Origin of the sequence: Streptomyces sp. NPDC046915 (assembly GCF_040644935.1) — a bacterium.
GTDB lineage: Bacteria > Actinomycetota > Actinomycetes > Streptomycetales > Streptomycetaceae > Streptomyces.
In genome coordinates this window covers 120,489-145,973 of sequence record NZ_JBEYXB010000018.1, presented here as the reverse complement: position 1 = coordinate 145,973, position 25,485 = coordinate 120,489, and the positions used below count along the sequence as shown (strand labels likewise).

Below are 25,485 nucleotides of genomic sequence, written 5' to 3'. Positions count from 1 at the left end.
TGTCGGTCTCAGAAGGCCATCGGCTTCGCGAGCAACAACGGCTCCTGATCCGGCCCTTCGAGGACGAGGTGGGGGACGACTTCGAGGACGATGTCCATGGCGTACTCAAGGGCGGCTGCGCTTTTGGACTTGTCGACGTCCAGGGCCTCGGACCACTTCCGGCGCTGGTACCGGGCCAGCATCGAGTAGCTGTAGAGGATCAGCCACCAGCACATGAGGGGAGTCGGCGGGTTCTTGGCGGGCTCGAAAGACGGCCGTACGAAGCGGCCGGCGTTGATGCGGTAGGCAGGAGCTCTGCTGTCGAAGAAGCTGTCGACTTCAGCATCCTCCATCCCTCGCTCGGGAGCAGGCTGAGGAGCTACCAGTTGGCGGGACCGTCGGATCTCGTCACCTGGTGCCGCTCCAGCTCCTCCTGGTGCTTCCTTGGGCTCCTGGCGCTACTCATCGTCACGGAGCCTTGGTCTCCTGCGGGTTACACGGTGCGAGCTCTCGGAGTGCCCTCCCGTGGCTCGTGCTCATCCTCGACCTCGACCAGCCGCCACGCAGGATGGAAGTCGCGGTGGCCGTCGTACGCCGCAACGAGTGCGTGGATCACTGGGCTACGGGAGTCCCGCGAGAGTCCGGCCCACAACTGCCCGACCACCCTCTTCCAGAGGACGCGCACCTCATTGTCCTCCGCCATCCGCGGAATCTCCTCCACCCAGTCCACGAGCCGCCGCTTCGCCTCGACGTCGGCGAGGACCCGGGCCTGCAACTTCGCCACGTCCTGGTTCTTGCCGGGCTTCAGTGCGCGAGCGGCAGTTTCGTCCTCGTCAAGACGCGCCCAGAGGAAGTCCCTCATGGCTGCGAATTCGTGGTCTCTCATCGCTGTTCCCCTTAGTCGGCGTTGAGAGGTCATCATCCACTGGACCGGTCAGTCCTTGAGCCGTTTCAACGTGGCCACCGGGTGACGCAAGGTGAGGTGGTATAGGGGTCGCAACGCACGAGGGTCCTGTGCCGTTGCGGGAGTTATTCAAAGTCTCAACCCGCCTGCGGAGGCGCCTTGTTGGCTCCCTATCCGGCCGCACTCGACCTGCCGCACGGCCTGGTCGAGTGCGTCACGATGCTCATCGTCACCCGCAAGGGTGACCGATGCTACAAACTCCCCACCGCACCAGCGTGCGCTCGTCGCTCTCGTGTACCTGCACCGTCATGAGAGCAACCTGGTATCGGCGGCGGCGTGGCGCTAGCAGTCGCCGCAGGACCTCGATGACCAAGGTCGCCATCCCCATTCGAGGAATCACTCATCTCGGGAATTCGGCTGATGAGACGTCAGGACGGCTGCTAGCGTCCACAAACGTCACACGGGATACAAATACCCCGTCCGCACCAACCGTTCAGGACGACCGTGAAGATCAAGCGAGTGCGCATCGAGAACTTCTGCTGTCTGCACAAGGTGGACGTGTCCTTCGAGGAAATAACCTCCTTCATCGGCCCGACAGGGGTTGGCAAGTCCACCGTGCTCCGAGCGCTCGACTGGTTCTTCAACGGGGAAAGGGCGTCGCCCTCAGCGACGACGACATCCACTCGGCGGCCGAGGACGGCCGCATCTCCGTGGAGGTGGAGTTCGACGGGCTCACCGATCACGACCGCCAGACCCTCGGGCGGTACGCGCCCGACGGCGCCGCGAGTGTGAGCGTCTGGCGGACCTGGCAGAACGGTGAGGACAAGATCACGGGCAAGGCACTCGCGTACGCACCATTCGAGGAGGTGCGCAAGAACGAGAAGGCCATGGAGCTTCGCCGCGCCTATGACCACTTGAGGGAGAGCGATCCGAGCCTGGGGCTGCCATCCGCCGGCACCAAGGACAAAGTCCTGGACGCGATGCTCACCTGGGAGTTGGACAACCGCAACCGACTCACCGAAGCCGAGGTCGAAGACACGCACTTCTTCGGCTTCGCCGGGCAGAGCAGGCTCGCCCAACTGATCGACTTCGTGTTCGTCTCCGCCGACCTGCGGGCGTACGAGGAGGCCGACGACCAGAAGGCCACGGCACTTGGCCGCATCCTCGACCACGCGGTGGACCGCTCGCAGGCGAACGAGCAGCTCGGGGAGATCGAGGAAAATGCCCATCTGGCCCGGCAGGAGGTGCATGCCAAGGTCTATGGACCTGTGCTGGACGAGGTGTCGGCCGCCCTCTCCGAAGAGGTCTCGAAGTTCACCACCGGACGTGAGGTGGTAGTGACTCCCACGGTGCAGGCGCCCAGGCCGGCCAGAACCACCTTCCAGGTGAGCATCCGGGACGGCGCGGCCCACACTTCGGTGCACCGGCAAGGGCACGGCTTTCAGCGCGCTCTGATCATCGCGGCGCTGAAGTACCTGGCGGACCGAAGGCGCCCGGCCGACGGAATGCGGACGTTGTGCCTGGCCATCGAGGAGCCCGAGCTGTTCCAGCACCCCCCTCAGGCCCGCACCTTCGCGAAGGTGCTTCGCGAGCTGGTCGCCGCGTCGCCGCAAGGGCGTACGCAGGTCATGTACGCGACCCACAATCCGGTCTTCATCGACCCGAAGGGCTACCACCAGATCCGGCGTCTGTGCCGCGCTGTCAGTGAGGAGCATCCCGCCACCGAGGTGTGGCAGGCCACGGAGGAGGACCTGTGCAGGGCCCTCGACGGGTTCGTGGACAAGAAGTCGATCCGGAGCAGGACCGAGGGGACGCTGGGAGGCACGCTGGCCGAGGGCTTCTTCGCCCACGCCGTGGTGCTGGTCGAGGGCCGTGGGGACGAGGGAGTGATCACCGGCTGTGCCGAGCGGTCCGGTATCAACCTGGGCGCGGAGGGCATCAGCGTCATCCAGGTAAATGGCAAGGACAACATCATGATCTCCGATGCACTGTTCAGCGCCTTGGGCGTGCCGTGCTACGTGGTGTTCGACGGTGACTCCGGCATGGAGGAGCGCAAGCGGGAGTCGGTGAGCCACCTACTTCCGCATCAGCGCCAGGAGAAGGAGGAAAAATTCGAACAGCAGGCGCGGGCGAACCGGGCCAAGAACGCGAACCTTCTCCAGTACCTGGGCGCGACGCCGTCTTCGCAGCCCACCGACGACTCGACCGGCCGATACACCGTCTTCGAGGACACTCTGGAGATCTACCTCGACCAGCACTGGCCGACCTGGGAGGAGCGCCGCCAAGAGCTCATCCGGGTCGGCGAGGGCATCGACGGAAAGAACGCGGCAACCTACCTGGAGACGACGCGGACGGCCGGGGCAGGGCCGCCGTTCCTGCTCCATGCCCTGTTGGAGAACGTCCGTGTATTGGCCGGTCGACGGTAGTCACCAGGGACAGGGGCGAGACGAATCGATCACCTCGGACTTCGACCTCAGATGAAGTGGCTCGCAGACACAGATGTGGAGACGTCCGCCTAAGCCTGCTCCTAGCAGGCTGACTTCGATTTCCATAGCGGGCAGCCTGATGCCACACGCGGCATCCCCAGCATCCCAAGATCGGGCGATTTACCCATGCTGGAAAAGACTTCAGTCCACGTAACGGGGAGCCTGGTGTCTGAGGGGGAGGAGGCATCCCGATGGGGTGGGTGGGCTTGGGATGTGACTCTGCAATCGGCCTTGTTGTGACGCGCGTACTGCTTCGGCGGATCCGGGAACTCCTGTTGGACCTGGGAAACGTCGTCCAGGCATGGCGCGAACTTGCCCGTATGGTGCAGGACTCGCTTGCTGCGCGCCGGGCACGACGTTCTATGAGGGATTCTTGAGACTGAAGATTGCCGCAAGCGATACGTTTTTCGCAGCAGTTGGAGTCAGCGTCGCCCGAGTCCGGTGTGTCAAGCGGGAAGGCAGATCTCGATTGCGAGAGCACCGAGGGCCTCTTTCTCGGGTGGGTAGATGGCGCGGATGTTGGCGAGTTGCTCGTCGCGGGTGGCCGTGGGGTTGATGTTGGACGGACCTTCGCCATCAAGGAGAGCCTCGAAGTCGGGGTATTCGGTGACCCTCTTGACCTCGACCACGCACGTCTCGTCCGTTCCCTTGATGCGGAAGCGGATGACGTCGCCGGATGAAAGGTCGGCCAGGCGGGGGTACCTGACCCGGACCTCGATGGTCTTGACGCTTGCGGCGACCAGGTCGAAGTACTGGCGGTAGAGGTTTAGTTCGCGGATGCGGGAGGTGCTGCTCATGGGGCGGGAAGGCTCCGGGGGTCTGGGGCGCTCATCATGCGATTGATCTCGGCGGTCGTGTACGAGCGGAAGAAGTGACGGGGGTCGGACAGGAGCGTCTCGGTCATGGCCAGCAGCTGGTCTGTGTACTCGGCCACGGTGCCAGGCCACTGCCGGGTGTCGAGCATCCAGTCGGCGGCGCCTTCGAGCAAGGGGGTACGGCCTTCGCGGATGAGGGACTTGGAGAGTTTCGCACCGGTGTCGGTGACAACCTGCGGGCAGAACAGGCGAGCGGGGAGCTGGGCGCGGGTGAGGCCGACGGCCTGGAGCGCTTCGTCGACGAGGAGGGAGCCGAAGACCCAGTCGCCGCCTTTGACCATGACGTGCAGGGTTCCGTCGGCCGGTGTGCTGGTGAGGGCGAGTTCTTTGACGAGGTTGCGGTAGAGGGTGGCCAGGTCGAGGTAGCCACCGGTGGTGGGTGTGATGGTGGTGCGGTAGGGGCCGTGGTGGAGGCAGACGGCCTCGATGTCGGCCGTATCGCGGTCGGTGAGGCGGGCGCGGGTTCGTTCGGCGTGCTTCTCGGCCCAGCCGCAGCCGGGGTGCGGGCAGGGGATCCGTATGTGGGGTGTGCCGGTGGACGGGGCGAGCCACCAGCGGGCGGCGTCGAGGCGGGGGAGCAGCCGCAGCCAGGTACGGCGGAAGTGTTCTCCGGCCTGTTGCTGGCTGTAGGTCTCCACCTGATGCGGGATGCCCAGGCGCCGGGACAGGGCGGTGAACAGGGGTTGGTAGAGGGCGGCCACGAGGTCGGTGAGGGCCTCTGCACCGAGGGTCTGGGCGTAGGCGCGCTGGTAGGTGTGGCCGCTGGCCGGGTCGGTGGCCAGTTCGTACGGTGCGTTGTCGAGGGCGCTGAAGACGACCTCGACGGGGATGCCGAAGCGTTCGCGCAGCCGTGCTGCCATGGCGAAGGTGAGTGATTGGACCAGTGATGTGCCGATGTGCGGGGTGCCGTTGATCTGGGTGCCGACGACCAGCACGATCCGCATTGGTGGACTGGCCAGGATGCGTGGGGTCAGGACGTCCTCGGTGCGGAGAAGGGCGTTGGCGAGGACGGTGTTCGGTGAGACGGGGTGGATCGTCACGGGTGTCCCCTCGCTGTCGAGGCGGAAGGCAGGAGGTGCTGCCGGGAGTGGTGCGGGGTGCCGGCCGCTATTGGAAGGCACCGGAGTGTTCCTCGGCGGCGGCGATGACGTACGGGTGCCGGAGTGCGGTGCGGAGGGTGGCGGCGTCGGTCAGGGTGTCGTCGTCGGGTAGCTCGCACCAGCCGCCGAACCAACCGTCGAGAGTCTCCAGACCGGGCGCGACGAGCCAGGAGTTGGCGGAGAGGTGCCGTACCGGCAGGCCGTCCCAGTCCCCGGCGGTGCCGGTTCCGATGGCGTAGTACAGGCGGCTGTTGGTCCTGTCGTAGAGCACCGGACCGATGGGCTCGCCGGTCGCCCGCAGGTGGCCCAGGGCCAGGAGGCCGATCTCGGCGGAGGTTCGCACCAGGTCCCAGCCGTCGCCGACCTTCAGCAGACGCAGTCCGGGCGCATCCTCGACCGTGGGCGCACGTCGCAGTGCGTCACGAACGGAGGTCATGTGGTCCCCCGTGGGCGGACGCCGGCACCTGTGCCCGGGGACGCTTCGGAACCCCTTGTCGGCGTGAAGGATCGGACCACGAGCAGGCGGGTGCTTGATGCTGTTATCTGCCGCCTTCGCTCGGCACCGATGCCTTTGGGGCCGAGGTGGCTGAGGGCGGGAACTATCACGCCGTAGGTGTCGGTCAGTTGGAGGGCGTCGACCAGTCCGACGAAAGCGGCTGACCGGATGGCCACCGTGGCGTCGCGGTCGGTGAAGACGCCGCCGAGGGTCAGTTCGTGTCGGCGGCAGTATTCGGTGAGGCACTCGACGAGTGCCGCATGACGGGCGTGACCACCGGTGATGTGCCGCAGGTAGCCGAAGACCTGCGGGAAGGCGACGGGGCGGCGTTCCGTGATGAGTTCGTCGTCCATGACCACAGCGTCGGCTGCTGTGAACGGCCACGAAATGACCGGCTGTTGCACTTCCGTTGCACTTCCCGCCCCACGCCGTCACCGAGAGTGCTTCCATACGTGACGGAGGGAGGTCATCCATGGTCAGCGTGCAGCAGTGGACAGGTCGGGAGGCGAGTGCCCTGCGCGCCGCCCTGCGCATGAGCACCCGTGCCTTCGCCGAACATCTTGGCGTCGCGCTGCGCACGGTGGCCAAGTGGGAGAGCCTCGGCTCCGAGACTCACCCCCGCCCGGATACGCAGGCGATTCTCGACACCGCGCTCTCCCGCGCGGACACTGCTACCCATGCTCGGTTCGAAGCGCGGCTGTTCCCTGAGCGGAAGGCCGCGCGGCCAGCGGACTACGAAACCTGGACCGAGGACATAGAGCGCGCCGTGGTCTGCGTCAGCCGCCAGGACTTCCCCTTCGCCTCGACCCTGCTGAACCGCTGGCTGGGCAGCCACGACCCGCACGACCTCGACGACAAGGGCCTCTACCTGTACGGCCGTTCCCTCGTGCTGCTCGGTGATGTGCAGCGTGACCAAGGGGCGATCCTCGGTCCACTGTCCGCACGCCAGTCCTACCTGACCGCGCGCGGCATGTTCTCCGAACTCGACATCCCGCGCCGTCTGGCCCAGATCGAGCTGTCCCTCGCCGTCGTGCAGGAGATGTCGGGTCAGCTCGACGCGTGCGCCCGCTGGTACGAGCAGCTCGCCGGAGACGAGCGCCTCAGCAGGCGCGACCGGGCCCGGGCACGCTTGTGGATCGGCACGGCCCTGAGCAAGGAGGGCAACAACGCCCACGCCACCACTGTGATGGCGGCCGCCACTCGGGAGTTCGAGGAACTGGGCGAGCCGGAGGACTGGTCGGTCGCCCACCAGAAACTGGCCCTGGCCCACCGCGGTGCTGGCAACCTGACCCAGGCCCTGCACTGCATCGACATCGCACGCACCACCGGCACAGTCGACTCGCCCATGCAGCGGGTGCGGCTGGACACCGCCTACGGGCACATCCTTCTGTCGGACGCGGCGACCCGGAATGATGGGCTGTCCGTCCTCGACGAGGCGGCACAGGTGGCACGCCTGTACGGGCTCAGCCACCAGCTGCGCAGCATCGAGGGCATCCGAAAGGGCCAGCAGGGATGAGCCAGGGAGTGCCAGTGCCGGAGCATGAGCAGCGCCAGATCACCGACGAGCAGTTCCACGACGCGACGCTGATCTGGAACTACCACCAGATGGGGCACAAGCCGCGGCCCTGCTCGGCAGCGATCGGGCTCGGCAGTCACGACCTCGGCGTGGCCACCACGGCCGTCGACCTCTATCGTGTCGGCCTCTTCCCCGTCGTGGTGTTCAGCGGCGGCAACAGTCCCACCACCCGGGCCCGCTTCCCGCGCGGCGAAGCCGTTCACTACCGCGAGCACGCCCTGAGCCTGGGCGTGCCGGACGAGGCGATCCTGGTGGAGCCGGAAGCGGCCAACACCGGGCAGAACATCACCTTCTCCCGGGAGTTGCTGGCGGATTCTGGTGTGGAGGTGGAGTCGCTGCTGCTGATCTCCAAGCCGTACATGGAGCGCCGCTCGTACGCGACCTGTCGCAAGCTGTGGCCGGAGGCCGAGGTGGTCTGTGCCTCAGAGCCGTTGGAGTTGGACGACTACATCAAGTCCATCGGCGACGAGAAGCTCGTCGTCGACATGCTCGTCGGCGACCTGCAGCGGGTGATCGAGTACCCGAAGCTTGGCTTCGCCGTCGAGCAGGACGTACCGGGGGATGTGTATGACGCTTACGAGCGCCTCCTGGGCGCCGGCTTCGACAGTCGCCTCTTCAGCACCTGATCCGCCGGGCTCCCCCGCTGCGGGCGGGGTGTGCGCGATTCACCAGCCGAACCTGTTTCCACGGCTGTCGACGCTGGCCAAGCTGTATGCGGCGGACCGGTGGATCGTCCTCGACGACGTGCAGTTCGCGCGCCGCGACTATCAGCACCGCGCCCGGCTCACCGCCATGGACGATCCGGCTCGGCAGCAGTGGCTCACCCTCCCCACCCGCCTGCCCCACGGCCGCCCGACACTGATCAGCGAGGCCCGGCTCGCGGAGCCTCGTCGCTCACGGCGCACGGTCGAGCTGCTGGTCCGGCAGTACTACGGCCGCAGTCGCCACTGGTCAGCCATACGGGAAGCCTTGGACACCGTCCTCGCCGAGTTCGACACCACCGACCGCGTGGCGGACGTTGCCAGAATGTCGACGCTCGCTCTGCTGACCATGCTCGGCTGGCACGGCGAAGTGCTGAGCAGTGGTGCCCTACCGACCCGCCCAGGTCGAAGCGAGCGCCTCGCCGACCTTGCAGCCGCGACCCACAGCACGCACTACCTGTGCGGCACCGGCGGTATGCGCTACCTCGTCCCTCATCCGTTCGCGGTTCGTGGCGTCGACGTGTTGTTCTTCCACACCCCTGTGGACACAGTCGATTCGGTCTGGCACTGGGCGCGCCAGGCCAGCAGTCTGTGGGCCCTGAGCAGGAGGGGCCCGACTGGCCTCGCGGTGGAGCTCAAAGCCCGACAGCAGACTCTTCTTCAGGGAGCAGCGGTATGACCGATCCTGTTGCCCCGGTCAGCAAGAAGCCCTTCCTGTACATCGTCGTGTGCGCCTGCGGCATCGCCAGTGACGTCGGCAGCTGATCACCGCTGCCCAGGAGCGGCAGTGGGACGTCGGGGTGATTGCCACCCCGCAGGGGCTCGGCTTCCTCGACACCGAGGCGATCGAAGCCCAGACCGGCTACCTGATCAGCTCCGCCTGGCGCACGCCCGGCGAGGCCCGCGCTCTCCCGCCCGCAGATGCGATCGCCGTCGCCCCGGCCACCTTCAACACGGTCAACAAGTGGGCCGCCAGCATCTCCGACACCCTCGCCCTGGGCATCCTGTGCGAGGCGTACGGCATGGACATCCCCACCGTCGTCCTGCCGTACCTGAACGTGGCCCAGGCCGCCCACCCCGCGTACCGCCGGAGTCTGTACCAACTCCGCGAGATGGACGTCCTGATCGCCTCGTACGAGCCCCACAAGCCCAAAGGCGGTGGGGCCGACCGCTTCCACTGGGAAGACGCGCTGGATCTCCTGGAACCACATCTCGCTCTTCCCCGATAGCCGGGCTAGAGGTCAGGGCTTTCCCCGTCGTCCCTCTTGGGCAGGACCCGTAGGGCCATCACACTGCCGTCGGCACCAAAGGAGACTGGACCCCACAGCGGAGCTGTGGTGCTGGTCGGGTAGGTGCCGCGCAGGTCGTACGCCCGGGTCCGGTACTCCTCGACCTGCCCCTTGACCAGCAGCTCGTACAGTTCCTCGGCAATGCCGGAGAACGCCTCCACTCGGACCCGGTTGAGGCGGAACACCTGATCCGTTCCGACATATACCGTCGGACCTATCTTGTGTCGTGCGTCCCTGATGCTGGATGAGCCTGCGAACGTCTGTCGTTTGTAGTGTTTGTGGCCCTGGTTGTCGGTGAGGTACTGAGCGATCTCGGTGCCAGCTCCGGCGAACGCCAGCTGGCCGGCGGCTCCTGTACGCGCGAGCAGTTGGCCGTACCAGCCGAGGTCCTTGTGGGGAATGAGGAACCCGTTCTGGATCCGTTCCCTACGGCCAGCGACGGCGGGGACCTCCACTGCGCCGACGTAGGTGGGGTTTCGTTCCGAGAGCACCGCATCGGCGCTCCCGCGGCCTGCGGTCGGCCTCACAGGGAGCAGCCCGTCGCCCGGTGCCTGCAGAGCGTTGACGGTGATGCCCTCCGGCGCGAGCAGTTCGGTGGACATCAGGAGGCATGGCGTGCTGTTCCACCGGGCGAGGTGGAAGTGCTCGGCGCGTTCGCTACCCCTGGCCAGCTGCTTGAACGCCGAGCGGTCGGCCTTGGCCGTGCGTTTGGTGGCCTTCTGATGGTTGCCATTGACCGTCACCACGAAGACACGGGACGGTTCGCCCGGGCGCCACGCTTCGATGAAGAAGTCGGGTCGTGGTCGGGCGCCCAGGGACGGCCGCGGGCCGGAGCGCGCGAAGCCCGCCAGCAGTACGGCTTCCGCGTCCAGGGTGGAGATCATGTGGTCCGGGTAGCGGTTCCGCACCGTGCGTTCGGCGACGGCGAGTCCGAAGGCTCGCCCCAACTCCCTTGCCTGCATGGCTCGGTAGGAGAGTTCCGGACTCTGGCCCTCGTCGGTAAGGGCCAGGTGGTCGCCGGGGCCGGTTGCCAGGGCCTGGCAGTACTTCAGCCCCTGCCAGTGTTCGGCCAGACCTCTGCCACGTCCCTGCCGGGCGAGCGTGGTCGCCCGCGCGAAGACGCCGAGCAATGCCCAGGGCGTGGCGACGAGGTCCTTCCGGTCGGCGCCTCGTAACGGGCCGAGTTCGGGTTTGCGGGAGCTCGGTTCCTTCTCGTCCTTCTTCTTTCGCGCGCGCTGTCGGTCGATAGCGGCGGCCGCCTTGTCTGTATCCGTGACCAGAGTGGCGGTCGAGCCGATGTGGACGGGCATCTTTGTACTGAGCCGAGCGAGTACCTCTTGCGCGGATGCTGACATGGCTCCGCACCGTACGAACGCGGATATGGGCGCACGCAAGTGCGCATAGGCGCTCGAAAAACCGCCTTGAAGCGGGCACGCTCATGGTGCGCCTGGCGCGTGCTGGAGTTCGGCTAGGTCCGCCGCGGTGATGCGACCGGCCGCGGGCTCAGAGCGCGGCCGGACGGGCAAGGTCCAGCCGCACCGTGGCGGAAGGCGACGGCGGCCCGCCCGCCGCTCAGGGCACATCCGTGCCCCAGCGAAATCAATGTGCCCTCAATGTGCCCTGGCCGCCTGACGGCCGCTCCCCGGCACCAAAAGGGCGAGGCCCGAAGACCCCGCCCGATCCGCAAGAAACCCCAGCTCAGGGCCATACAAGGCAATAGGGCTGATGCCCCGCCTCATGCAACCGATGGCTGAAGTCCTGCCACTCGTGGAGCAGCTGGTACACGTTGAACGCGTCCCGCGGGCCGCCCCGGTCCGGGACGGTGGACCAGATGAAGGCCGCCGCGCCGACCGCCTCCTCGCCGATGCCCCGCAGGGGGTCGACGACGGTCATCGGGAGTTTCACGACCGCGTAGTCGGGGTGCAGGACGACCAGTTCGAGGGGCGGCACCTTGTGCAGGGGGACACCCTCGATCCCGGTGAGGACCATCGCGGCCATCGTCTCCGGCTTGATCTTGGTGAACATGCCGTTCATGCCGAGCTCGTCGCCGCCGAGTTCCTCGGGGCGCATGGAGATCGGCACGCGTGCCGCGGTCGCGCCGTCCGGCGCGCCGAAGTATTTGTACGTCACCCCCACCCGACCACCATTCCTGCTCTCTTCCCCCAACCGGTCCACTCGACGATCAATACGTCGGTCGAGCCGCTCCGGCTCATTCGGCACACCCTGTGCCTGACGTGCTTCGGCCGCTTCCTCCGCCTCGCGCCGGTGCCTTCCCCGCCGGGCACGCCGAGGACCGAGGTCATCAGTCCCCTCGCCCAGTCCGCCACCGCGATGCATATCTCCACCCGACTGCTTTTCTAGGACGCGTGGCCCCCGCCGCGCAACCCGATCATCGTGTCAGTGACCTCCCCCACGGCCGCCCGCCGAAACGTGCGGGGGTACAACAGTCCGCAGGATCACGTCCCAGTCTTCCCAGGTCTTCCCAGTCTCGCAGATGGCAGAAGTTCGACCGCGTGATTGTCGTAGCCACCCCCGCTTTGTCGGGCCCGTCCCCTCGTCGGCCTACCCTGATGAGGTCACCCTGTCAGAGAAGGTGGGAGAAGCCGCAGGTCATGAGTGAAGCCAACTCCTCGGGAGCGCTGCCGGCAGCGCCCTACCCCTACGAGGCGCCCGTCTCACAGGCCCTTTTCGACCGTGCGGCCGCCGTCACGCCGGGCGGCGTGAACTCCCCGGTGCGCGCCTTCCGCGCCGTGGGCGGTACGCCCCGGTTCATGGTGTCCGGTAACGGTCCGTATCTGATCGACGCCGACGGCCGGGAGTACGTGGATCTGGTGTGCTCCTGGGGGCCGATGATCCTCGGGCACTCCCACCCCGAGGTGATCGCCGCCGTGCAGCAGGCGGTCGCGCGCGGTACGTCCTTCGGTACGCCCGGTGAGGGCGAGGTCGCCCTCGCGGAGGAGATCGTCGCCCGGGTCGAGCCCGTCGAACAGGTGCGGCTGGTGTCCAGTGGCACCGAGGCCACCATGTCGGCCATCCGGCTCGCCCGCGGGTTCACCCGGCGGTCCAAGGTGATCAAGTTCGCCGGGTGCTACCACGGGCACGTCGACTCGCTGCTCGCCGCCGCGGGTTCCGGCGTCGCCACCTTCGCGCTGCCCGACACCCCCGGCGTCACCGGCGCCCAGGCCGGCGACACGATCGTGCTGCCGTACAACGACCTCGAGGCCGTGCACGCCGCCTTCCACGCCCACCCGGGCGAGATCGCCTGCGTGATCACGGAGGCCTCGCCCGGCAACATGGGCGTCGTACCGCCGCTGCCCGGCTTCAACCAGGGGCTGAAGGACGCCTGCGCGCAGAACGGGGCGCTGTACATCTCCGACGAGGTGATGACCGGCTTCCGTACCAGCCGCGCCGGGTGGTACGGCATCGACGGGGTCAGGCCCGACCTCATGACCTTCGGCAAGGTCATGGGCGGCGGCTTCCCGGCCGCGGCCTTCGGCGGCCGGGCCGACGTCATGGCGCACCTCGCGCCCGCCGGGCCCGTCTACCAGGCCGGCACCCTCTCCGGGAACCCGGTCGCCACCGCCGCGGGCCTCGCCCAGCTGCGGCTGCTCGACGACGCCGCGTACGACAGGGTCGACGCCGTGTCGGAGCAGATCCAGGCCCTGGTCACCGAGGCGCTCACCAAGGAGGGTGTGGCGCACCGGCTCCAGCGGGCCTCCAACATGTTCTCCGTCTTCTTCACGGACCGGTCCGTGCGGAACTACGAGGACGCCAAGGCGCAGGACTCCTTCCGCTTCACCGCCTTCTTCCACTCGTTGCTGGCGAACGGCGTCTACCTGCCGCCGTCGTCCTTCGAGTCCTGGTTCGTGTCCACGGCCCACGACGAACGGGCCATCCAGAAGATCGCCGACGCCCTTCCGGCGGCGGCCCGAGCTGCGGCGGAGGCCACGGCAGCATGAGTGACAGCAAGGACATCACCGTCGTCCACCTCATGCGGCACGGCGAGGTGGAGAACCCGACCGGCGTCCTCTACGGGCGGCTGCCGGGCTACCGCCTCTCCGGGCTGGGCCGGCAGATGGCCGAGCGGGTCGCCGAGCACCTCGCCCCGCGCGATGTGACGTACGTCGTCGCCTCCCCGCTGGAGCGGGCGCAGGAGACCGCGACCCCGATCGCCAAGGCGCACGGCCTGGACCTGGACACCGACGAGCGGCTCATCGAGGCCGACAACGTCTTCCAGGGCAAGACCTTCGGCGTCGGGGACGGGGCGCTGCGCCGCCCGGAGAACTGGAAGCACCTGATCAACCCGTTCAAGCCGTCCTGGGGGGAGCCGTACGTCGACCAGGTGGTGCGGATGATGGGCGCGCTGAACGCGGCGAAGGACCGGGCGCGCGGGCACGAGGCGGTGCTGGTGAGCCATCAGCTGCCGATCTGGATCGTGCGTTCGTACGTCGAGCGGCGGCGGCTGTGGCACGATCCGCGTAAGCGGCAGTGCACCCTCGCCTCCCTGACGACTTTCACATATCAGGGCGACAGGATCGTTTCCGTCGGCTACTCCGAGCCCGCCCGCGACCTCGTCCCGGCCCATCTGCTGGCCGGTGCGAAGCCGGTGAAGGGGCAGCAGGGGAAGGCGTTCGGGGCCTGAGGCCGCTCTGAGAGGACCCTGAGGCGGCCCTGAGGCGGCCCTGAGACGTACGTCACAGGTGCTCATGACACGCCCGTTACATTTGTTGCGAATTATCTGAAAAGCAGGGGAACCTACCTGTTCGTCACGCCCTCTGAGTGGGTGACCACCAGCAGGACGTGACGAATCGGGGTTCTCATGCGCACCTTCTCCCGCCGGGGAATGCTCGGCCTCGGCGCGGGCGCCGCGGCCGCCGCCTCACTCGCCGGCTGCGGAACGCTCGACGCGTCAGACGGCGACGGGCACGGTTCCGGTTCCGGCAAGGGAGGTTCCAAGGGCGGCGGCAGCAGTGCGCACCCCGCCCGTCCCCTCGGTGACGGCTCCACGTCCTTCACCGGCAAGCAGCCCCACCAGCCCGCCAAGCCCGAGCCGCTGCGGCCCGGTCAGGAGCCGCCGCAGTTCGTCATCTTCTCCTGGGACGGGGCGGGCGAGGTCGGCAACGGTCTCTTCCCGCGCTTCCTGGACCTCGCCAAGGAGCACGGGGCGAGCATGACCTTCTTCCTCTCGGGGCTGTACCTGCTGCCCGAGTCGAAGAAGCGGCTGTACGAGCCGCCGAACAACCCGCGCGGCGCCTCCGACATCGGCTACCTCACCGACGAGCACGTCAAGGCGACGCTCACCAACGTCCGCCGCGCCTGGCTCGAAGGCCACGAGATCGGCACCCACTTCAACGGGCACTTCTGCTCCGGCACCGGCACGGTCGGCAACTGGACCCCGCAGCAGTGGAAGAGCGAGATCGAGCAGGCGAAGTCCTTCGTGAAGCAGTGGCGGACCAACACCGGCTGGAAGGACATGCCGGCGCTGCCGTTCGACTACGAGAAGGAGCTCGTCGGCGGCCGTACGCCCTGTCTGCTCGGCCAGAACAACCTGCTGCCCACCGCCCGCGAGCTCGGCTGGCGCTACGACGCGTCCTCGCCGGGCGGTCGTCAGGTGTGGCCGCAGAAGAAGCTGGGGATCTGGGACCTGCCGTTGCAGCAGATACCTTTCCCCGGACACTCCTTCGAGGTCCTCTCGATGGACTACAACATGCTCGCCAACCAGTCCGTCAACTCCACCAAGGCCCCGGCCTACAACTACCCTGGCTGGCGGAGGCAGTCCGCCCAGGCGTACATATCCGGATTCCAGCGGGCATACGAGTCAAACCGGGCACCCTTCTTCATAGGCAACCACTTCGAGCAGTGGAACGGCGGCCTCTACATGGACGCCGTCGAGGAGGCCTTCAAGCACATCGCCCGGGAGAAGGAGAAGGGCGCGGACGTACGGCTGGTCTCCTTCAAGCAGTTCGTGGACTGGCTGGACGTGCAGAAGCCCGAGGTGCTCGCCAAGCTGCGTACCCTGGACGTCGGGCAGCGACCGGTGGGCGGCTGGAAGGGCTTCCTGTCGGACACGAAGTCGGCCTCCTCGAACGCCGCCTGAAAACGCTGCCCGGAACGCCGCCTGAAATGCGGGTTTCCGCCCGCAAGGGGGGTGCGCAACATCCCCAGAACGGGCATGCGAAACTTTTCACATGAGTACCCGCAGCCGCCTCCTGCTCGCCGCCACGGCCGCCGCAGCGGCCCTGACCCTGTCCGCGTGCAGCTCGGGCGGCATCTCGGGCGGGGGCGGCGACACCAACTTCGTCACCGGCAAGAACGGCATCGCCACGGCCGCCAAGGGCCACCGGGACCCGGCGCCGGACCTGTCCGGCAAGACCATCGACGGCAAGACCATCGACGTCGCCGACTACAAGGGCAAGGTCGTCGTCGTCAACATCTGGGGCTCCTGGTGCGGGCCGTGCCGCGCGGAGGGCAAGTACTTCGCCAAGGTCTCCAAGGAGTACGAGGGCAAGGGCGTCCAGTTCGTCGGCATCAACACCCGGGACACCAGCACCACCCCGGCGGTCGCCTTCGAGAAGGAGCAGGGGATCACGTACCCCAGCCTCTACGACCCGAGCGGCAAGCTGATGCTCCGCTTCAAGAGGGGCACGCTCAACCCGCAGCTGGTCCCCACCACGCTGATCCTCGACCGGGACGGGAAGGTCGCCGCGCGGGCGCTGGAGGCGCTCAGCGAGGAGAGCCTGCTGAAGATGCTCAAGCCCGTCCTGGCGGAGAAGTGACGTGAGCGCACTCGTCACGCTCGCCGGCGAGGTGGGCAAGAACCAGACCGTGCTCAACGGCGCCCTGCTGGTCGCCCTGCCGATCGCGGTGCTCGGCGGCCTCGTCTCCTTCTTCTCGCCCTGCGTGCTGCCGCTGGTCCCCGGCTACCTCTCCTATGTCACCGGGGTCGCCGGTACCGACCTGGAGGACGCCAGACGGGGCCGGATGGTGGCGGGCGCCTCGCTGTTCGTGCTCGGCTTCACGGCCGTGTTCGTCTCCGGCGGCGCGCTGTTCGGCTTCTTCGGATACACGCTCCAGGAGTACAAGGGCACCCTGACCAAGGTGCTCGGCGTGCTCATGATCCTGCTGGGCGTCTTCTTCATGGGGCTCATGCCCTGGCTCACCCAGCGTGAGTTCCGCTTCCACAAGCGGCCGGCCACGGGCCTGGTGGGCGCGCCCCTGCTCGGCGCCCTGTTCGGGATCGGCTGGACGCCCTGCATCGGCCCCACGCTCGGCGCCGTCGTCGCCCTGTCGTCCCAGCAGGCCAGCGCCGGCCGGGGCGCCATACTGACCGTCGCCTACTGCATCGGCCTCGGCGTCCCCTTCGTCCTCACCGCCGTCGCCTTCCGCAAGGCCCTCGGCGCGTTCGGCTGGGTCAAGCGCCACTATGTCTGGGTGATGCGCATCGGCGGCACGATGATGATCGTGACCGGTGTGCTGCTGCTGACCGGCGCGTGGGACCGTCTCGTGCAGGAGATGCAGACCTGGTCCGACGGCTTCAATGTGGGGATCTGACCGATGAGCAAGGCCACCACCGACAACTCCACGAACAGCGCCGAGGACCAGGACCTCGGGGCCGCCGGCTCCCAGCTGTCCACCGCCCCGCAGGAAGAGGCGGTGAGCTTTCCCTCGCTCGGCGTCATCGGCTGGGTCCGCTGGTTCTGGCGCCAGCTGACCTCCATGCGGGTCGCGCTGCTGCTGCTCCTGCTGCTGTCGCTCGGCGCGATCCCCGGCTCGCTGATCCCGCAGACCGGCGCCGACATCAACAAGGTCGCCGACTTCCGCAAGTCCCACACGACGCTCGCGCCGGTCTACGACAAGCTCGGCCTGTTCCACGTCTACAGCTCGGTGTGGTTCTCCGCGATCTACATCCTGCTGTTCGTCTCCCTGATCGGCTGCATCGTCCCGCGCACCTGGCAGTTCGTGGGCCAGCTGCGTGGCCGCCCGCCCGCCGCGCCCAAGCGGCTGAGCCGGCTGCCCGCCTACACCACCTGGCGCACCGAGGCCGACCCCGAGCAGGTCCGCGAGGCCGCGCTCGCCCTGCTGAAGAAGCGCCGCTTCCGCGCGCACGCCACCGGTGACGCCGTCGCCGCCGAGAAGGGGTACGTGCGTGAGCTCGGCAACCTGGCCTTCCACATCGCGCTGATCGTGCTGCTGGTCGCCTTCGCCTCGGGCCAGCTGTTCAAGTCGGACGGCACCAAGCTGGTCGTCGAGGGCGCGGGTTTCTCCAACTCGATCCTCCTGTACGACGACTTCAAGTCCGGCAGCCTCTTCAAGAGCGACGACCTGGTGCCCTTCAGCTTCGACCTGAAGGACTTCCAGGGAACCTACGAGATGAGCGGCCCGAACAAGGGCACCCCGCGCACCTTCCAGGCGAAGATCGACTACAGCAAGGGCGCGTACGGCAAGGCGCAGCCGACGACCATCAAGGTCAACCAGCCGCTGAAGATCGACGACGCCAAGGTCTACCTCGTCAGCCACGGCTACGCGCCGGTCATCACCGTCCGCGACGGCAAGGGCAACGTCGTCTACAAGGACGCCGTGCCGCTGCTGCCGCTCGACGGGAACGTCAGCTCGCAGGGCGTGATCAAGGTGATGGACGGCTACAAGAACGCCAAGGGCGTCAGCGAGCAGCTGGGCGTGAAGGCCTTCTTCCTGCCGACCTACGGCGGTGGCACCTCGGTGCTCTCCCAGTTCCCGGCGCTGCTGAACCCGGTGCTGAACCTGGAGCCGTACCACGGCGACCTCGGTGTGGACGCGGGCATCCCGCAGAGCGTCTATCAGCTCGACAAGACCCACATGAAGGCGTACAAGGACGCCAAGGGCGCGCAGCTGAGGGACAACCTCAAGCCCGGGCAGACCATGCAGCTGCCGAACGGCGCCGGCTCGATCACCTTCGAGAAGGACGTCAAGGAGTGGGCCGGCTTCGAGATCGTCCAGGAGCCGGGCAGCGGCTGGGCGCTCGGTGGTGCTTTCGCCGCGATCTTCGGCCTCGCCGCGTCCCTGTTCATCCAGCGCCGCCGCGTCTGGGTGCGGGCCGTCCGCGGCGCCGACGGCGTCACGGTCGTGGAGATGGCCGGCCTCGGCCGCAGCGAGTCCGCCAAGGTCCCCGAGGAACTGGGCGATCTCGCCGGCATCCTCTACGACCAGGCGCCGGGGGCACCCGACCCCGACGACGACCCTTCAGAATCCCCCGACCCCCAAGTCGTACCTGCCGAAGGGGCTGAGCAGTGACTCTCGCCGCCGCAACCGATCTGGCCGCCGCCACCAACGAACATCTCGCGAGCATCAGCAACACGCTGATCTACTCGTCGATGGCCGTCTACACCCTGGCCTTCTTCGCCTACATCGCCGAATGGCTCTTCGGCAGTCGCAGCAAGGTGGCCCGTACGGCCGCCGCGCTGACGGCGGACACCAAGGCCGCGCAGGGGCCCGCCGTCACCGTGCAGCAGGCCGGCGGGACCGCCGTGCTGGAGCGGCCCAAGGTCGTCGTGCGGTCCGCGGCCGGCGCCCGGGACGTGCCGGACGGGCCCGGTGCCCACGGCGGGGACGAGCAGGGCGACCTCTACGGCCGGATCGCCGTCTCCCTGACCGTGCTCGCCTTCCTCGTGGAGCTGGCCGGTGTCGTCGCCCGCGCGGCCTCCGTGGAGCGGGCGCCGTGGGGCAACATGTACGAGTTCAACATCACGTTCTCGACGGTCGCCGTCGCCGTGTACCTCGCGCTGCTGGCGCTGAAGAAGAACGTCCGCTGGATGGGCCTGTTCCTGGTCACCACGGTCCTGCTCGACCTGGGCCTCGCGGTCACCGTCCTCTACACGGCGAGCGACCAGCTGGTCCCGGCCCTGCACTCGTACTGGCTGTACATCCACGTCTCCACCGCGATCTTCTGCGGCGCGGTGTTCTACGTCGGCGCGGTCGCCACGATCCTGTACCTCTTCAAGGACTCGTACGAGAACAAGCTCCAGACCGGCGGCAAGCCCGGCAGCTTCGCGACCTCGGTCCTGGAGCGCCTGCCCGCCTCCGCCTCGCTCGACAAGTTCGCCTACCGCGTCAACGCGGCCGTCTTCCCGCTGTGGACGTTCACGATCATCGCGGGCGCGATCTGGGCGGGCGACGCCTGGGGCCGCTACTGGAACTGGGACCCCAAGGAGACCTGGTCCTTCATCACCTGGGTCGCCTACGCCTGCTACCTGCACGCCCGCGCCACGGCCGGCTGGAAGGGCCGCAAGGCCGCCTACCTGGCGATGATCGCCTTCGGTTGCTGGCTGTTCAACTACTACGGCGTCAACATCTTCGTGAGCGGCAAGCACTCCTACGCGGGCGTGTGAGTCGCTGACGGCGACGCCCGTAACCGGGTGCGCAACCTTCGGCCAAGGCTCAGGCTGGTGTCATGACCGGTTCCATCGAACAGGGCACCAGCCAGACCCACGGGAACACGCACATCCTGCACTTCCTGGTACGGCTTCCGCGGCCCGTCGAGAAGATCTGGCCGGCGCTCGCCACGCCGGCGGGGCTGGCGGGCTGGTTCACGGACGTCGACGTGCTGGAGCCGCGGCTCGGCGGGACCGTCGCGCTGCGCGGGCTGGGGGCCGGGGAGATCACCGCGTGGGACGTGGACCGGGTCGCCGAGTACACCGTGGAGGGCGGCGGACGCGTCCGCTTCCATCTGGAGCGCGGCGGGGAGGACGGGACCGTGCTGCGGTTCACCCACGAGTTCCAGGGCGAGGGGGAGACGGGATCCGGCTGGCGGACTAGATTCGAACGATTGATCGAGCGGATGGGTGAGCCCGCCGAGGCCTCCTAGGACGGCGGCAGGCACTCCTTCCCCGGCGGCCTCCCCTCCGGCCAGGCCGTCTTCACGAAGCGGGAACCGCCCTCGGGCACGAGCTCCACGATCGGCACCGCCTTGTCGTACGGATTGCCGTGCGCGTTCAGGCAGATCCAGCCGCTCGCCCCGCCCAGCCGCAGCTTTCCCTGCACCTGGGTCCACTCGTGGCCCACCGCCGCCAGCGTCGGCGTCGCCGTACCGCCGTGCGTGGCCCTGCGCACGCCGCGTACGGCCAGCCGCACGGCGTCGTAGCCGATGATCAGCTGGCCGTCGTCCAGGGCCACCGAGCCGATCGGCCCGACCGGACCCCGCTTGCCGTCGGCCACCAGCTTCGCCAGATCCTGCGCGTCCTTCGCCGAGCCGCCGGTGGCCGTCGCGGGAACCCCGTTCCACGCGTCCGGGTGGGCGAGGGAGGTGTACCGCACGGAGAGGTTGTGCTCCAGGGCACCGTGGTCCAGCTTCCTGTCACCGGTCAGGTACGAGCCCTCGTCCCCGGTGAGCAGGGTGAACTTCCGGTCCTCGCAGCCGCGTTGACCCAGCGCGTTGATGAACTGCCGCAACTGGGTGTGCCGGCCCGCGAACAGGATCGTGTCCGTCGTCCTGGGCGTCGAGCACAGGATCTGCGTGATCTCCCAGAACGTGTTGGCGGTGGTGCCCTCCTTGCTGCGGTCGGCGGGCGGGTAGAACGGCCGCGGCTCGAACCGCGAACCCTTCAGCAGCGCCGTGAACGCGCTCTGCAGCGTCCTCGTGTACGGGTCCCCGGGATTGTCGTACACCAGCAGCGCCTTGCCCGCGCTGACCTTCGCGAAGGAGGTCAGCGCCCGCGCCTCGTCGGTGTTGGTCGGCGAGACCCGTGCCAGCCCGGGGAAGGGGTTCTGGCCGCCCTGCCCGTTGGCCAGGTCGTCGGCGGTGATGGACGAGCCGACCACCGGGATCCCGCGCCGGGTCAGCTCCTTCACGGCCTTCTTGTTGTTGTCGGTGCTCTGCCCGATCCCCGCGACCGCCCGCAGCCGGTCGGCGGTCTTCGTCATCCCGGTCAGCTGGTCCACCGTCCGCTGCCAGTGGTCGCCGGTGGCCCCGGGGTTGGCGAGCAGCAGCCGGATCTGCGGGGCCTCGCCGTTGGACTGGTGGTTCGCCTGGTACTGGGCCAGGTAGGCGCCCTGGAGCTGGTGCTGGATGTCGGCCAGGTTCGCCGGGGCGGTCGAGGTGTACGGCAGCATCAGCGCCACCGTCACGTACGTGCCGCTCTTCAGCCGCCGGTTCTCCCGGTCGATGGCCCGCACCGCGTCCCTGAGCTGGGGCCGCCCGAAGTCGTACACGCCCGTCGCCACGCCCACGCACTCGTCGCTGCCCTCCGGCCGCACCACCCCGGGCGCGCAGGACCGGTCGTCGTGCGCGAGCGTCCGCACCGCGAGGACCAGGCCGGTCAGCAGGGCCGCCGTCACCAGCAGCGCCAGATAGCGGCGCAGCGGGATCTCCCAGACGCCCTCGCGCACCCACGTGCCCACGCCCCTGCGTGCCATCACGCCTCCCCGCTCGGGTCGTCCGGGTCCTCCGGGTCGTCCGGCTCTTCCGGGTCGTCCCAGGCGTCCGGCGGGCGCCCCGCGAGCGCGGCCGCCGGCCAGTCCCGGGAGGCCCGCCACAGCAGCGCGTTGCCCGCCGGCCGCAGATTGGACAGCTGCTCCAGCTCGAACCGCAGCCGGTCGCAGACCCTGGGGTCGGGCAGCACCAGCGGGTCGGCCAGCTGCCACACCGCGTGCAGCAGCCGCCGTACCCGCAGGTGCAGTACGCCGTCCACGCCCGCCGGCACCGCCAGGTCGGTGTCCGTGCGGCCCAGCGCCACGGCGGCCCGCCGGTCGCCCCGGCCGGTGAAGTCGCGGCCCTCGGCGTCGTGCGCGTGGAAGTAGGGCGCGGCGGCGACGAAGCGGAGGGTGCGCAGCCAGGCGCGGGTGCCGGCGGTGGGGAAGGTGTCGCGCAGATGGGCGACCGCCGAGTCCGCCGTGCCCAGGGCGAGTTCGTGGTGCAGCCGGTAGCGGGCGCGGCCGGGGTCCTCGGCGGGGTCCGGCGCGTAGTGCGCGGCCAGGGTCTCGTGCGCCGTGCGCCAGCCGCTGTGGTCGGTGTCCCGCAGATGCAGCCGGAGCAGCAGCAGGGTCCGTACGAAGGGGTCGCCGACGAAGTGCCCGGGGGTGCCCGGCAGCCCCTCCTCGGCGAGCCGGGTCTGCAAGGCCCGTACGTCCGCCGGGCCGAAGTCGTCCGGGAGCAGCGCGCCGGCCAGCGCGCAGGCCGAGTCGTGGTCGTGGGCGGCGGCCAGCACGGTCAGTTCGTCGAGGCGGTCGGCGGGCACCAGCCGGTCGAGGAGCTCGCGGTAGGCGGGCGCCCCGTCGTGGTCCTCGTGCAGCCGCACCTCGGCGGTGAGCAGCTCGCCGAGCGAGGCCGCCCCGGGCAGGTGCTGCGCTGCCGACTCGGCGAGCAGGGCGATGCCCAGCGGGTTCCCACCGGTCAACCGGTGTGTGGCGTGCGGAAGTTGGGGCGGCACCGGGAGTCCGTCGCAGACGGCGCCGACGATGTGCAGGGTGTCGTCGGGGCTGAGCGGCGGCAGCGACACCAGCAGCGCCCGGGAGGACGGCACGGCCGCGTCCGGGGTCCAGCCGCTGCGCCGGGCCACCTCGGGCAGGCCGCGGCGGGTGGCGTTGCGCAGCGCCTCCCGGCCGTCGCCGCGCCGGGCGCCGACGAGCACCACCTGGTCGGCGATGCCCTCGGCCCGGTCCCGCAGCACGGCGTCGACGAGGCCCGGACCGGGCGCGCTCTGCGCGTTGTCGACCAGCACCAGCGGCCGGCCCAGGCGCTGCATACGCGGCAGCATTCCCGCGTACGCCTCCGCCAGGTCGGCGAGCAGGGCCCGTACGAGATACCGCTCGGCGTGCTCCCGGGAGGTGCCGCCCGCCCGGAAGTGCCCCGCCAGCAGCATCAGCCCGCGCTGGGCGTGCCCGCCCGCGTTCGGGTACGAGCGGTACCACACGGACGCCTTCTGGTGCCGCCGGTGCGTGAACCCCTCCGCGACCGACTCCAGGGTGGCCTCGATCGCCCCGGACAGCAGCGGCCCGGTGCCGGTCGCGGCGGCCACGACCTTCGCCGCCACCTTCCCGGCCCACCGCCCGGCGAAGCCGCTGACCCACGACCCGCTCTCGTTCAGCAGCAGGATCCGCTCGACCTCCCGCCGGATCCGCTCCGAGTCGGCGTCGCCCCAGCCGCTCGCGGCGACCGCGACCAGGCCCGACATCAGCCGCGGGAACTGGATCCGCCCGGCGCCGGTCACCGGCCCGGCGAGCTGTTCGGCGATCACCAGCAGCCCCTGCGCCACCGGCGACCAGGACTCGGCGGGCCGGTCCGCGGGCGGCCCGGCGAACTGCGCGTCGGCACAGTCGATCAACGCGACCGGCGTGTGCCCCTTGTACGCCTCCCGCAACTCCCCGAGCACCGAGCTCTTGCCCAGCCCCCGGGCCCCCGTGAGCAGGACGAGGGGCAGCTCCTTGGGATGCTCGACCGGATGCGCGCGGTGCTGGTAGGGGCGCAGGCCCACCAGCCGCGGAGCGAGTCCGGCCGGATCCGTGTCGAACAGGGCCCCACGCCCATGCAGACGTCTGTGCACCGCATCCCCCCTCGAACTCCAGTGTAGGAAGGGGAAGTTGCTTCCGGCCAGATCGCGTGATGTCCGTTGGGTTACGAATCTGGCCGGATCGTCAGCCAACGGTGATCGAGTCCAGTTTCGTCCGCAGATAAACATGCGAGTCGACGGGCGGATGCGCCACCCGCCCCACCGGCGCGGGCACGGACTCCACCAGCGTTCCCGGGGTGCACTCCCCGAAGTACACGAGCGACATCAGTTCCTCGGCGGGCGCGTCCGCGGGCGGCGGCAGCACCCGGTGCCGCCCGGACCGCCACCGGTCACCGGTCCAACGGGCCAGCAGATCCCCGATGTTGATGGTGAGCGCGGCCGGGTCGTAGGGTGCGTCCTCCCAGCCGACACCGCCCTCCGAGGGATCCGTGTACACCTGGAGCCCGCCCTTGCCGGCCTGCCGGTCCAGGATGGTGACCGTCCCGAAGTCGGTGTGCGGCCCGATCCGGAACTGCCCCGGCCGGGCCTCGCCGATCACCTCGGCCCCGGGGTACCAATTGATGTTGAAGCCGTACGTCGGATGGTCCATGTGCCGGCTGAAGAAGTCCGGCTCGACCCCGAGCGCGTACCCGAGCAGGGACAGCAGTTCCTTCTCCAGCCCGGCCATCCTCCCGAGGTACTCCTCGCACAGGGGCCGCAGCTCGGGTACTTCGGCGGGCCACACGTTGGGCGCGTACCACTCCGCGTTGACGACCGGATCCTCGAACGGCTCGTGCGTGGCGAAGGTCAGCGACTCCTTCAGGTCCGGCGGCGTCTCGGTCCCCTCGGCGTACCCGTTGGCCTCCGCACCCGGCCCCAGCCAGCCGCGCCCGCCGACCCTCGCCTCGTACGCCTGCTTCACCTCGGCGGGCAGCGTGAAGAACCCCCGCGCCGCCGCCCGGATCCGTGCCCGCAGCCCCGGCGCCACACCGTGCCCGCTGACCAGCAGGAACCCGGCGGTCTGGAGGGCCTCGTCGACGGTACGGGCGATCCGGGCACGGGTGTCCGGGTCGCCGTGCCGCCAGGGCCGCAGGTCGATGGTGGGGATACGGGGTTCAGTCATGGCCGATGTCCTCGTTCCACAGAGCCGGGTTCCTCGCGATGAAGTCGCGCATCATCGCCGTGCACTCGGGATCGTCGAGAAGAACCACCTCCACCCCGTTCTCGGCGAGCCAGTCGTGCCCGCCGCGGAAGGTGACCGCCTCGCCGACCACCACCCTCGAGATACCGAACTGCCGGACCAGACCGGAGCAGTACCAGCACGGCGAGAGCGTGGTCACCATCGTCGTCCCCCGGTACGTCCGCTGCCGTCCCGCCGCGCGGAAGGCCGCCGTCTCCGCGTGCGTCGAGGGGTCACCGTCCTGCACCCGGCGGTTGTGGCCACGGCCGAGGAGAGCGCCGTCGGAGCCGTAGAGCGCGGCCCCGATCGGGATCCCACCCTCGGCGAGCCCGGCGCGGGCCTCGGCGAGCGCGGTGGCGAGCCAGGTGTGTGCCTGTGCCTGATCCATGCCTCCACTCTCCACCCTGAAGTCCTGGAGCGACCCTGGGGACGGCAACCCG

25 protein-coding genes and 2 pseudogenes are annotated in these 25,485 nt (G+C 69.0%); 15 read left to right on the top strand and 12 right to left on the bottom strand.

Annotation, left to right across the window (positions count from 1 at the left end; all coding sequences use genetic code 11):
- Positions 1-8: 8 nt before the first annotated feature.
- On the bottom strand, positions 9-332 hold the full coding sequence (locus ABZ915_RS36515; RefSeq protein ID WP_361812404.1) for a hypothetical protein: 324 nt from the start codon (positions 330-332) through the stop codon (positions 9-11).
- 140 nt (positions 333-472) lie between these two features.
- On the bottom strand, positions 473-865 hold the full coding sequence (locus ABZ915_RS36510; RefSeq protein WP_361812402.1) for a DUF6221 family protein: 393 nt from the start codon (positions 863-865) through the stop codon (positions 473-475).
- Between the two features lie 180 nt (positions 866-1,045).
- On the opposite strand from ABZ915_RS36510, the pseudogene ABZ915_RS36505 reads away from it, so the two are divergent.
- From ABZ915_RS36505 to ABZ915_RS36495, 3 genes and pseudogenes are all read left to right on the top strand, one after another.
- Positions 1,046-1,199, top strand: a pseudogene (locus ABZ915_RS36505) (IS5/IS1182 family transposase); the annotation flags it as partial.
- 188 nt (positions 1,200-1,387) lie between these two features.
- A complete protein-coding gene (locus tag ABZ915_RS36500; protein ID WP_361812400.1) occupies positions 1,388-1,675 on the top strand; it encodes an AAA family ATPase in 288 nt (95 codons plus the stop codon).
- Positions 1,676-1,770: 95 nt separating this feature from the next.
- On the top strand, positions 1,771-3,309 hold the full coding sequence (locus ABZ915_RS36495; RefSeq protein ID WP_361812520.1) for a TOPRIM nucleotidyl transferase/hydrolase domain-containing protein: 1,539 nt from the start codon (positions 1,771-1,773) through the stop codon (positions 3,307-3,309).
- A 506-nt stretch (positions 3,310-3,815) separates the two neighbouring features.
- Here ABZ915_RS36495 and ABZ915_RS36490 read toward each other — a convergent pair.
- From ABZ915_RS36490 to ABZ915_RS36475, 4 genes are all read right to left on the bottom strand, one after another.
- On the bottom strand, positions 3,816-4,166 hold the full coding sequence (locus ABZ915_RS36490; RefSeq protein ID WP_361812399.1) for an ASCH domain-containing protein: 351 nt from the start codon (positions 4,164-4,166) through the stop codon (positions 3,816-3,818).
- Entirely contained in the window at positions 4,163-5,284 is a 1,122-nt protein-coding gene (locus tag ABZ915_RS36485; protein WP_361812397.1) for a hypothetical protein, read from the bottom strand. The genes ABZ915_RS36490 and ABZ915_RS36485 overlap by 4 nt, the downstream gene beginning before the upstream one ends.
- 67 nt (positions 5,285-5,351) lie before the next feature.
- Positions 5,352-5,780, bottom strand: a complete 429-nt coding sequence (locus ABZ915_RS36480; RefSeq protein ID WP_361812395.1) for a hypothetical protein — start codon at positions 5,778-5,780, stop codon at positions 5,352-5,354.
- Entirely contained in the window at positions 5,777-6,193 is a 417-nt protein-coding gene (locus ABZ915_RS36475; RefSeq protein WP_361812393.1) for a hypothetical protein, read from the bottom strand. Before ABZ915_RS36475 ends, ABZ915_RS36480 begins: the two co-directional genes overlap by 4 nt.
- 119 nt (positions 6,194-6,312) lie before the next feature.
- Between ABZ915_RS36475 and ABZ915_RS36470 the strand changes: the two genes are divergently transcribed.
- The 4 genes and pseudogenes from ABZ915_RS36470 to ABZ915_RS36455 all read left to right on the top strand — a co-directional run bounded on the left by ABZ915_RS36470 (position 6,313) and on the right by ABZ915_RS36455 (position 9,346).
- Positions 6,313-7,356 carry a hypothetical protein gene (locus ABZ915_RS36470; protein WP_361812391.1) on the top strand — a complete coding sequence of 348 codons (1,044 nt, stop codon included), beginning with the start codon at positions 6,313-6,315 and terminating at the stop codon, positions 7,354-7,356.
- Complete coding sequence (locus tag ABZ915_RS36465; protein WP_361812389.1) at positions 7,353-8,042, top strand: YdcF family protein; 690 nt, start codon at positions 7,353-7,355, stop codon at positions 8,040-8,042. The genes ABZ915_RS36470 and ABZ915_RS36465 overlap by 4 nt, the downstream gene beginning before the upstream one ends.
- A 28-nt stretch (positions 8,043-8,070) precedes the next feature.
- Complete coding sequence (locus tag ABZ915_RS36460; RefSeq protein ID WP_361812387.1) at positions 8,071-8,796, top strand: WbqC family protein; 726 nt, start codon at positions 8,071-8,073, stop codon at positions 8,794-8,796.
- Positions 8,793-9,346 (top strand): annotated as a pseudogene (locus ABZ915_RS36455) (flavoprotein). Before ABZ915_RS36460 ends, ABZ915_RS36455 begins: the two are co-directional and overlap by 4 nt.
- Positions 9,347-9,351: 5 nt before the next feature.
- On the opposite strand, the gene ABZ915_RS36450 reads toward ABZ915_RS36455, so the two are convergent.
- Both ABZ915_RS36450 and ABZ915_RS36445 read right to left on the bottom strand, forming a co-directional pair.
- Positions 9,352-10,716, bottom strand: a complete 1,365-nt coding sequence (locus tag ABZ915_RS36450) for a hypothetical protein (RefSeq protein ID WP_361812385.1) — start codon at positions 10,714-10,716, stop codon at positions 9,352-9,354.
- A gap of 388 nt (positions 10,717-11,104) precedes the next feature.
- A complete protein-coding gene (locus ABZ915_RS36445) occupies positions 11,105-11,743 on the bottom strand; it encodes a hypothetical protein (protein WP_361812383.1) in 639 nt (212 codons plus the stop codon).
- A gap of 302 nt (positions 11,744-12,045) precedes the next feature.
- On the opposite strand from ABZ915_RS36445, the gene hemL reads away from it, so the two are divergent.
- The 8 genes from hemL to ABZ915_RS36405 all read left to right on the top strand — a co-directional run bounded on the left by hemL (position 12,046) and on the right by ABZ915_RS36405 (position 20,246).
- The gene (hemL, locus tag ABZ915_RS36440; RefSeq protein ID WP_361812518.1) at positions 12,046-13,365 is read left to right on the top strand and encodes a glutamate-1-semialdehyde 2,1-aminomutase; all 1,320 of its coding nucleotides are present in this window, start codon (positions 12,046-12,048) and stop codon (positions 13,363-13,365) included.
- On the top strand, positions 13,362-14,048 hold the full coding sequence (locus ABZ915_RS36435; RefSeq protein ID WP_361812381.1) for a histidine phosphatase family protein: 687 nt from the start codon (positions 13,362-13,364) through the stop codon (positions 14,046-14,048). Before hemL ends, ABZ915_RS36435 begins: the two co-directional genes overlap by 4 nt.
- Before the next feature lie 177 nt (positions 14,049-14,225).
- Complete coding sequence (locus ABZ915_RS36430; RefSeq protein WP_361812379.1) at positions 14,226-15,503, top strand: hypothetical protein; 1,278 nt, start codon at positions 14,226-14,228, stop codon at positions 15,501-15,503.
- A gap of 91 nt (positions 15,504-15,594) precedes the next feature.
- Positions 15,595-16,182, top strand: a complete 588-nt coding sequence (locus ABZ915_RS36425; protein ID WP_361812377.1) for a TlpA disulfide reductase family protein — start codon at positions 15,595-15,597, stop codon at positions 16,180-16,182.
- A gap of 1 nt (position 16,183) precedes the next feature.
- Positions 16,184-16,957, top strand: coding sequence for a cytochrome c biogenesis protein CcdA (locus ABZ915_RS36420; RefSeq protein ID WP_361812375.1), 774 nt, complete (start codon positions 16,184-16,186; stop codon positions 16,955-16,957).
- 3 nt (positions 16,958-16,960) lie between these two features.
- Complete coding sequence (locus ABZ915_RS36415; protein WP_361812373.1) at positions 16,961-18,676, top strand: cytochrome c biogenesis protein ResB; 1,716 nt, start codon at positions 16,961-16,963, stop codon at positions 18,674-18,676.
- A complete protein-coding gene (gene ccsB / locus ABZ915_RS36410; protein ID WP_361812371.1) occupies positions 18,673-19,770 on the top strand; it encodes a c-type cytochrome biogenesis protein CcsB in 1,098 nt (365 codons plus the stop codon). Before ABZ915_RS36415 ends, ccsB begins: the two co-directional genes overlap by 4 nt.
- A 62-nt stretch (positions 19,771-19,832) precedes the next feature.
- Positions 19,833-20,246: an SRPBCC domain-containing protein gene (locus ABZ915_RS36405; protein ID WP_361812369.1), complete on the top strand. Its 414-nt coding sequence runs from the start codon at positions 19,833-19,835 to the stop codon at positions 20,244-20,246.
- Here the strand turns inward: ABZ915_RS36405 and ABZ915_RS36400 are convergent.
- The 4 genes from ABZ915_RS36400 to ABZ915_RS36385 form a co-directional block, all read right to left on the bottom strand.
- Positions 20,243-21,793, bottom strand: coding sequence for an ABC transporter substrate-binding protein (locus tag ABZ915_RS36400; RefSeq protein ID WP_361812367.1), 1,551 nt, complete (start codon positions 21,791-21,793; stop codon positions 20,243-20,245). The genes ABZ915_RS36405 and ABZ915_RS36400 overlap by 4 nt on opposite strands.
- Positions 21,793-23,919 carry a hypothetical protein gene (locus ABZ915_RS36395; RefSeq protein WP_361812365.1) on the bottom strand — a complete coding sequence of 709 codons (2,127 nt, stop codon included), beginning with the start codon at positions 23,917-23,919 and terminating at the stop codon, positions 21,793-21,795. The genes ABZ915_RS36400 and ABZ915_RS36395 overlap by 1 nt, the downstream gene beginning before the upstream one ends.
- Before the next feature lie 91 nt (positions 23,920-24,010).
- Positions 24,011-24,988, bottom strand: a complete 978-nt coding sequence (locus tag ABZ915_RS36390; protein WP_361812363.1) for a 2-oxoglutarate and iron-dependent oxygenase domain-containing protein — start codon at positions 24,986-24,988, stop codon at positions 24,011-24,013.
- Positions 24,981-25,433 (bottom strand): nucleoside deaminase, encoded by a 453-nt coding sequence (locus ABZ915_RS36385; protein WP_361812361.1) that lies wholly within the window; start codon positions 25,431-25,433, stop codon positions 24,981-24,983. The genes ABZ915_RS36390 and ABZ915_RS36385 overlap by 8 nt, the downstream gene beginning before the upstream one ends.
- Positions 25,434-25,485 lie beyond the last annotated feature (52 nt).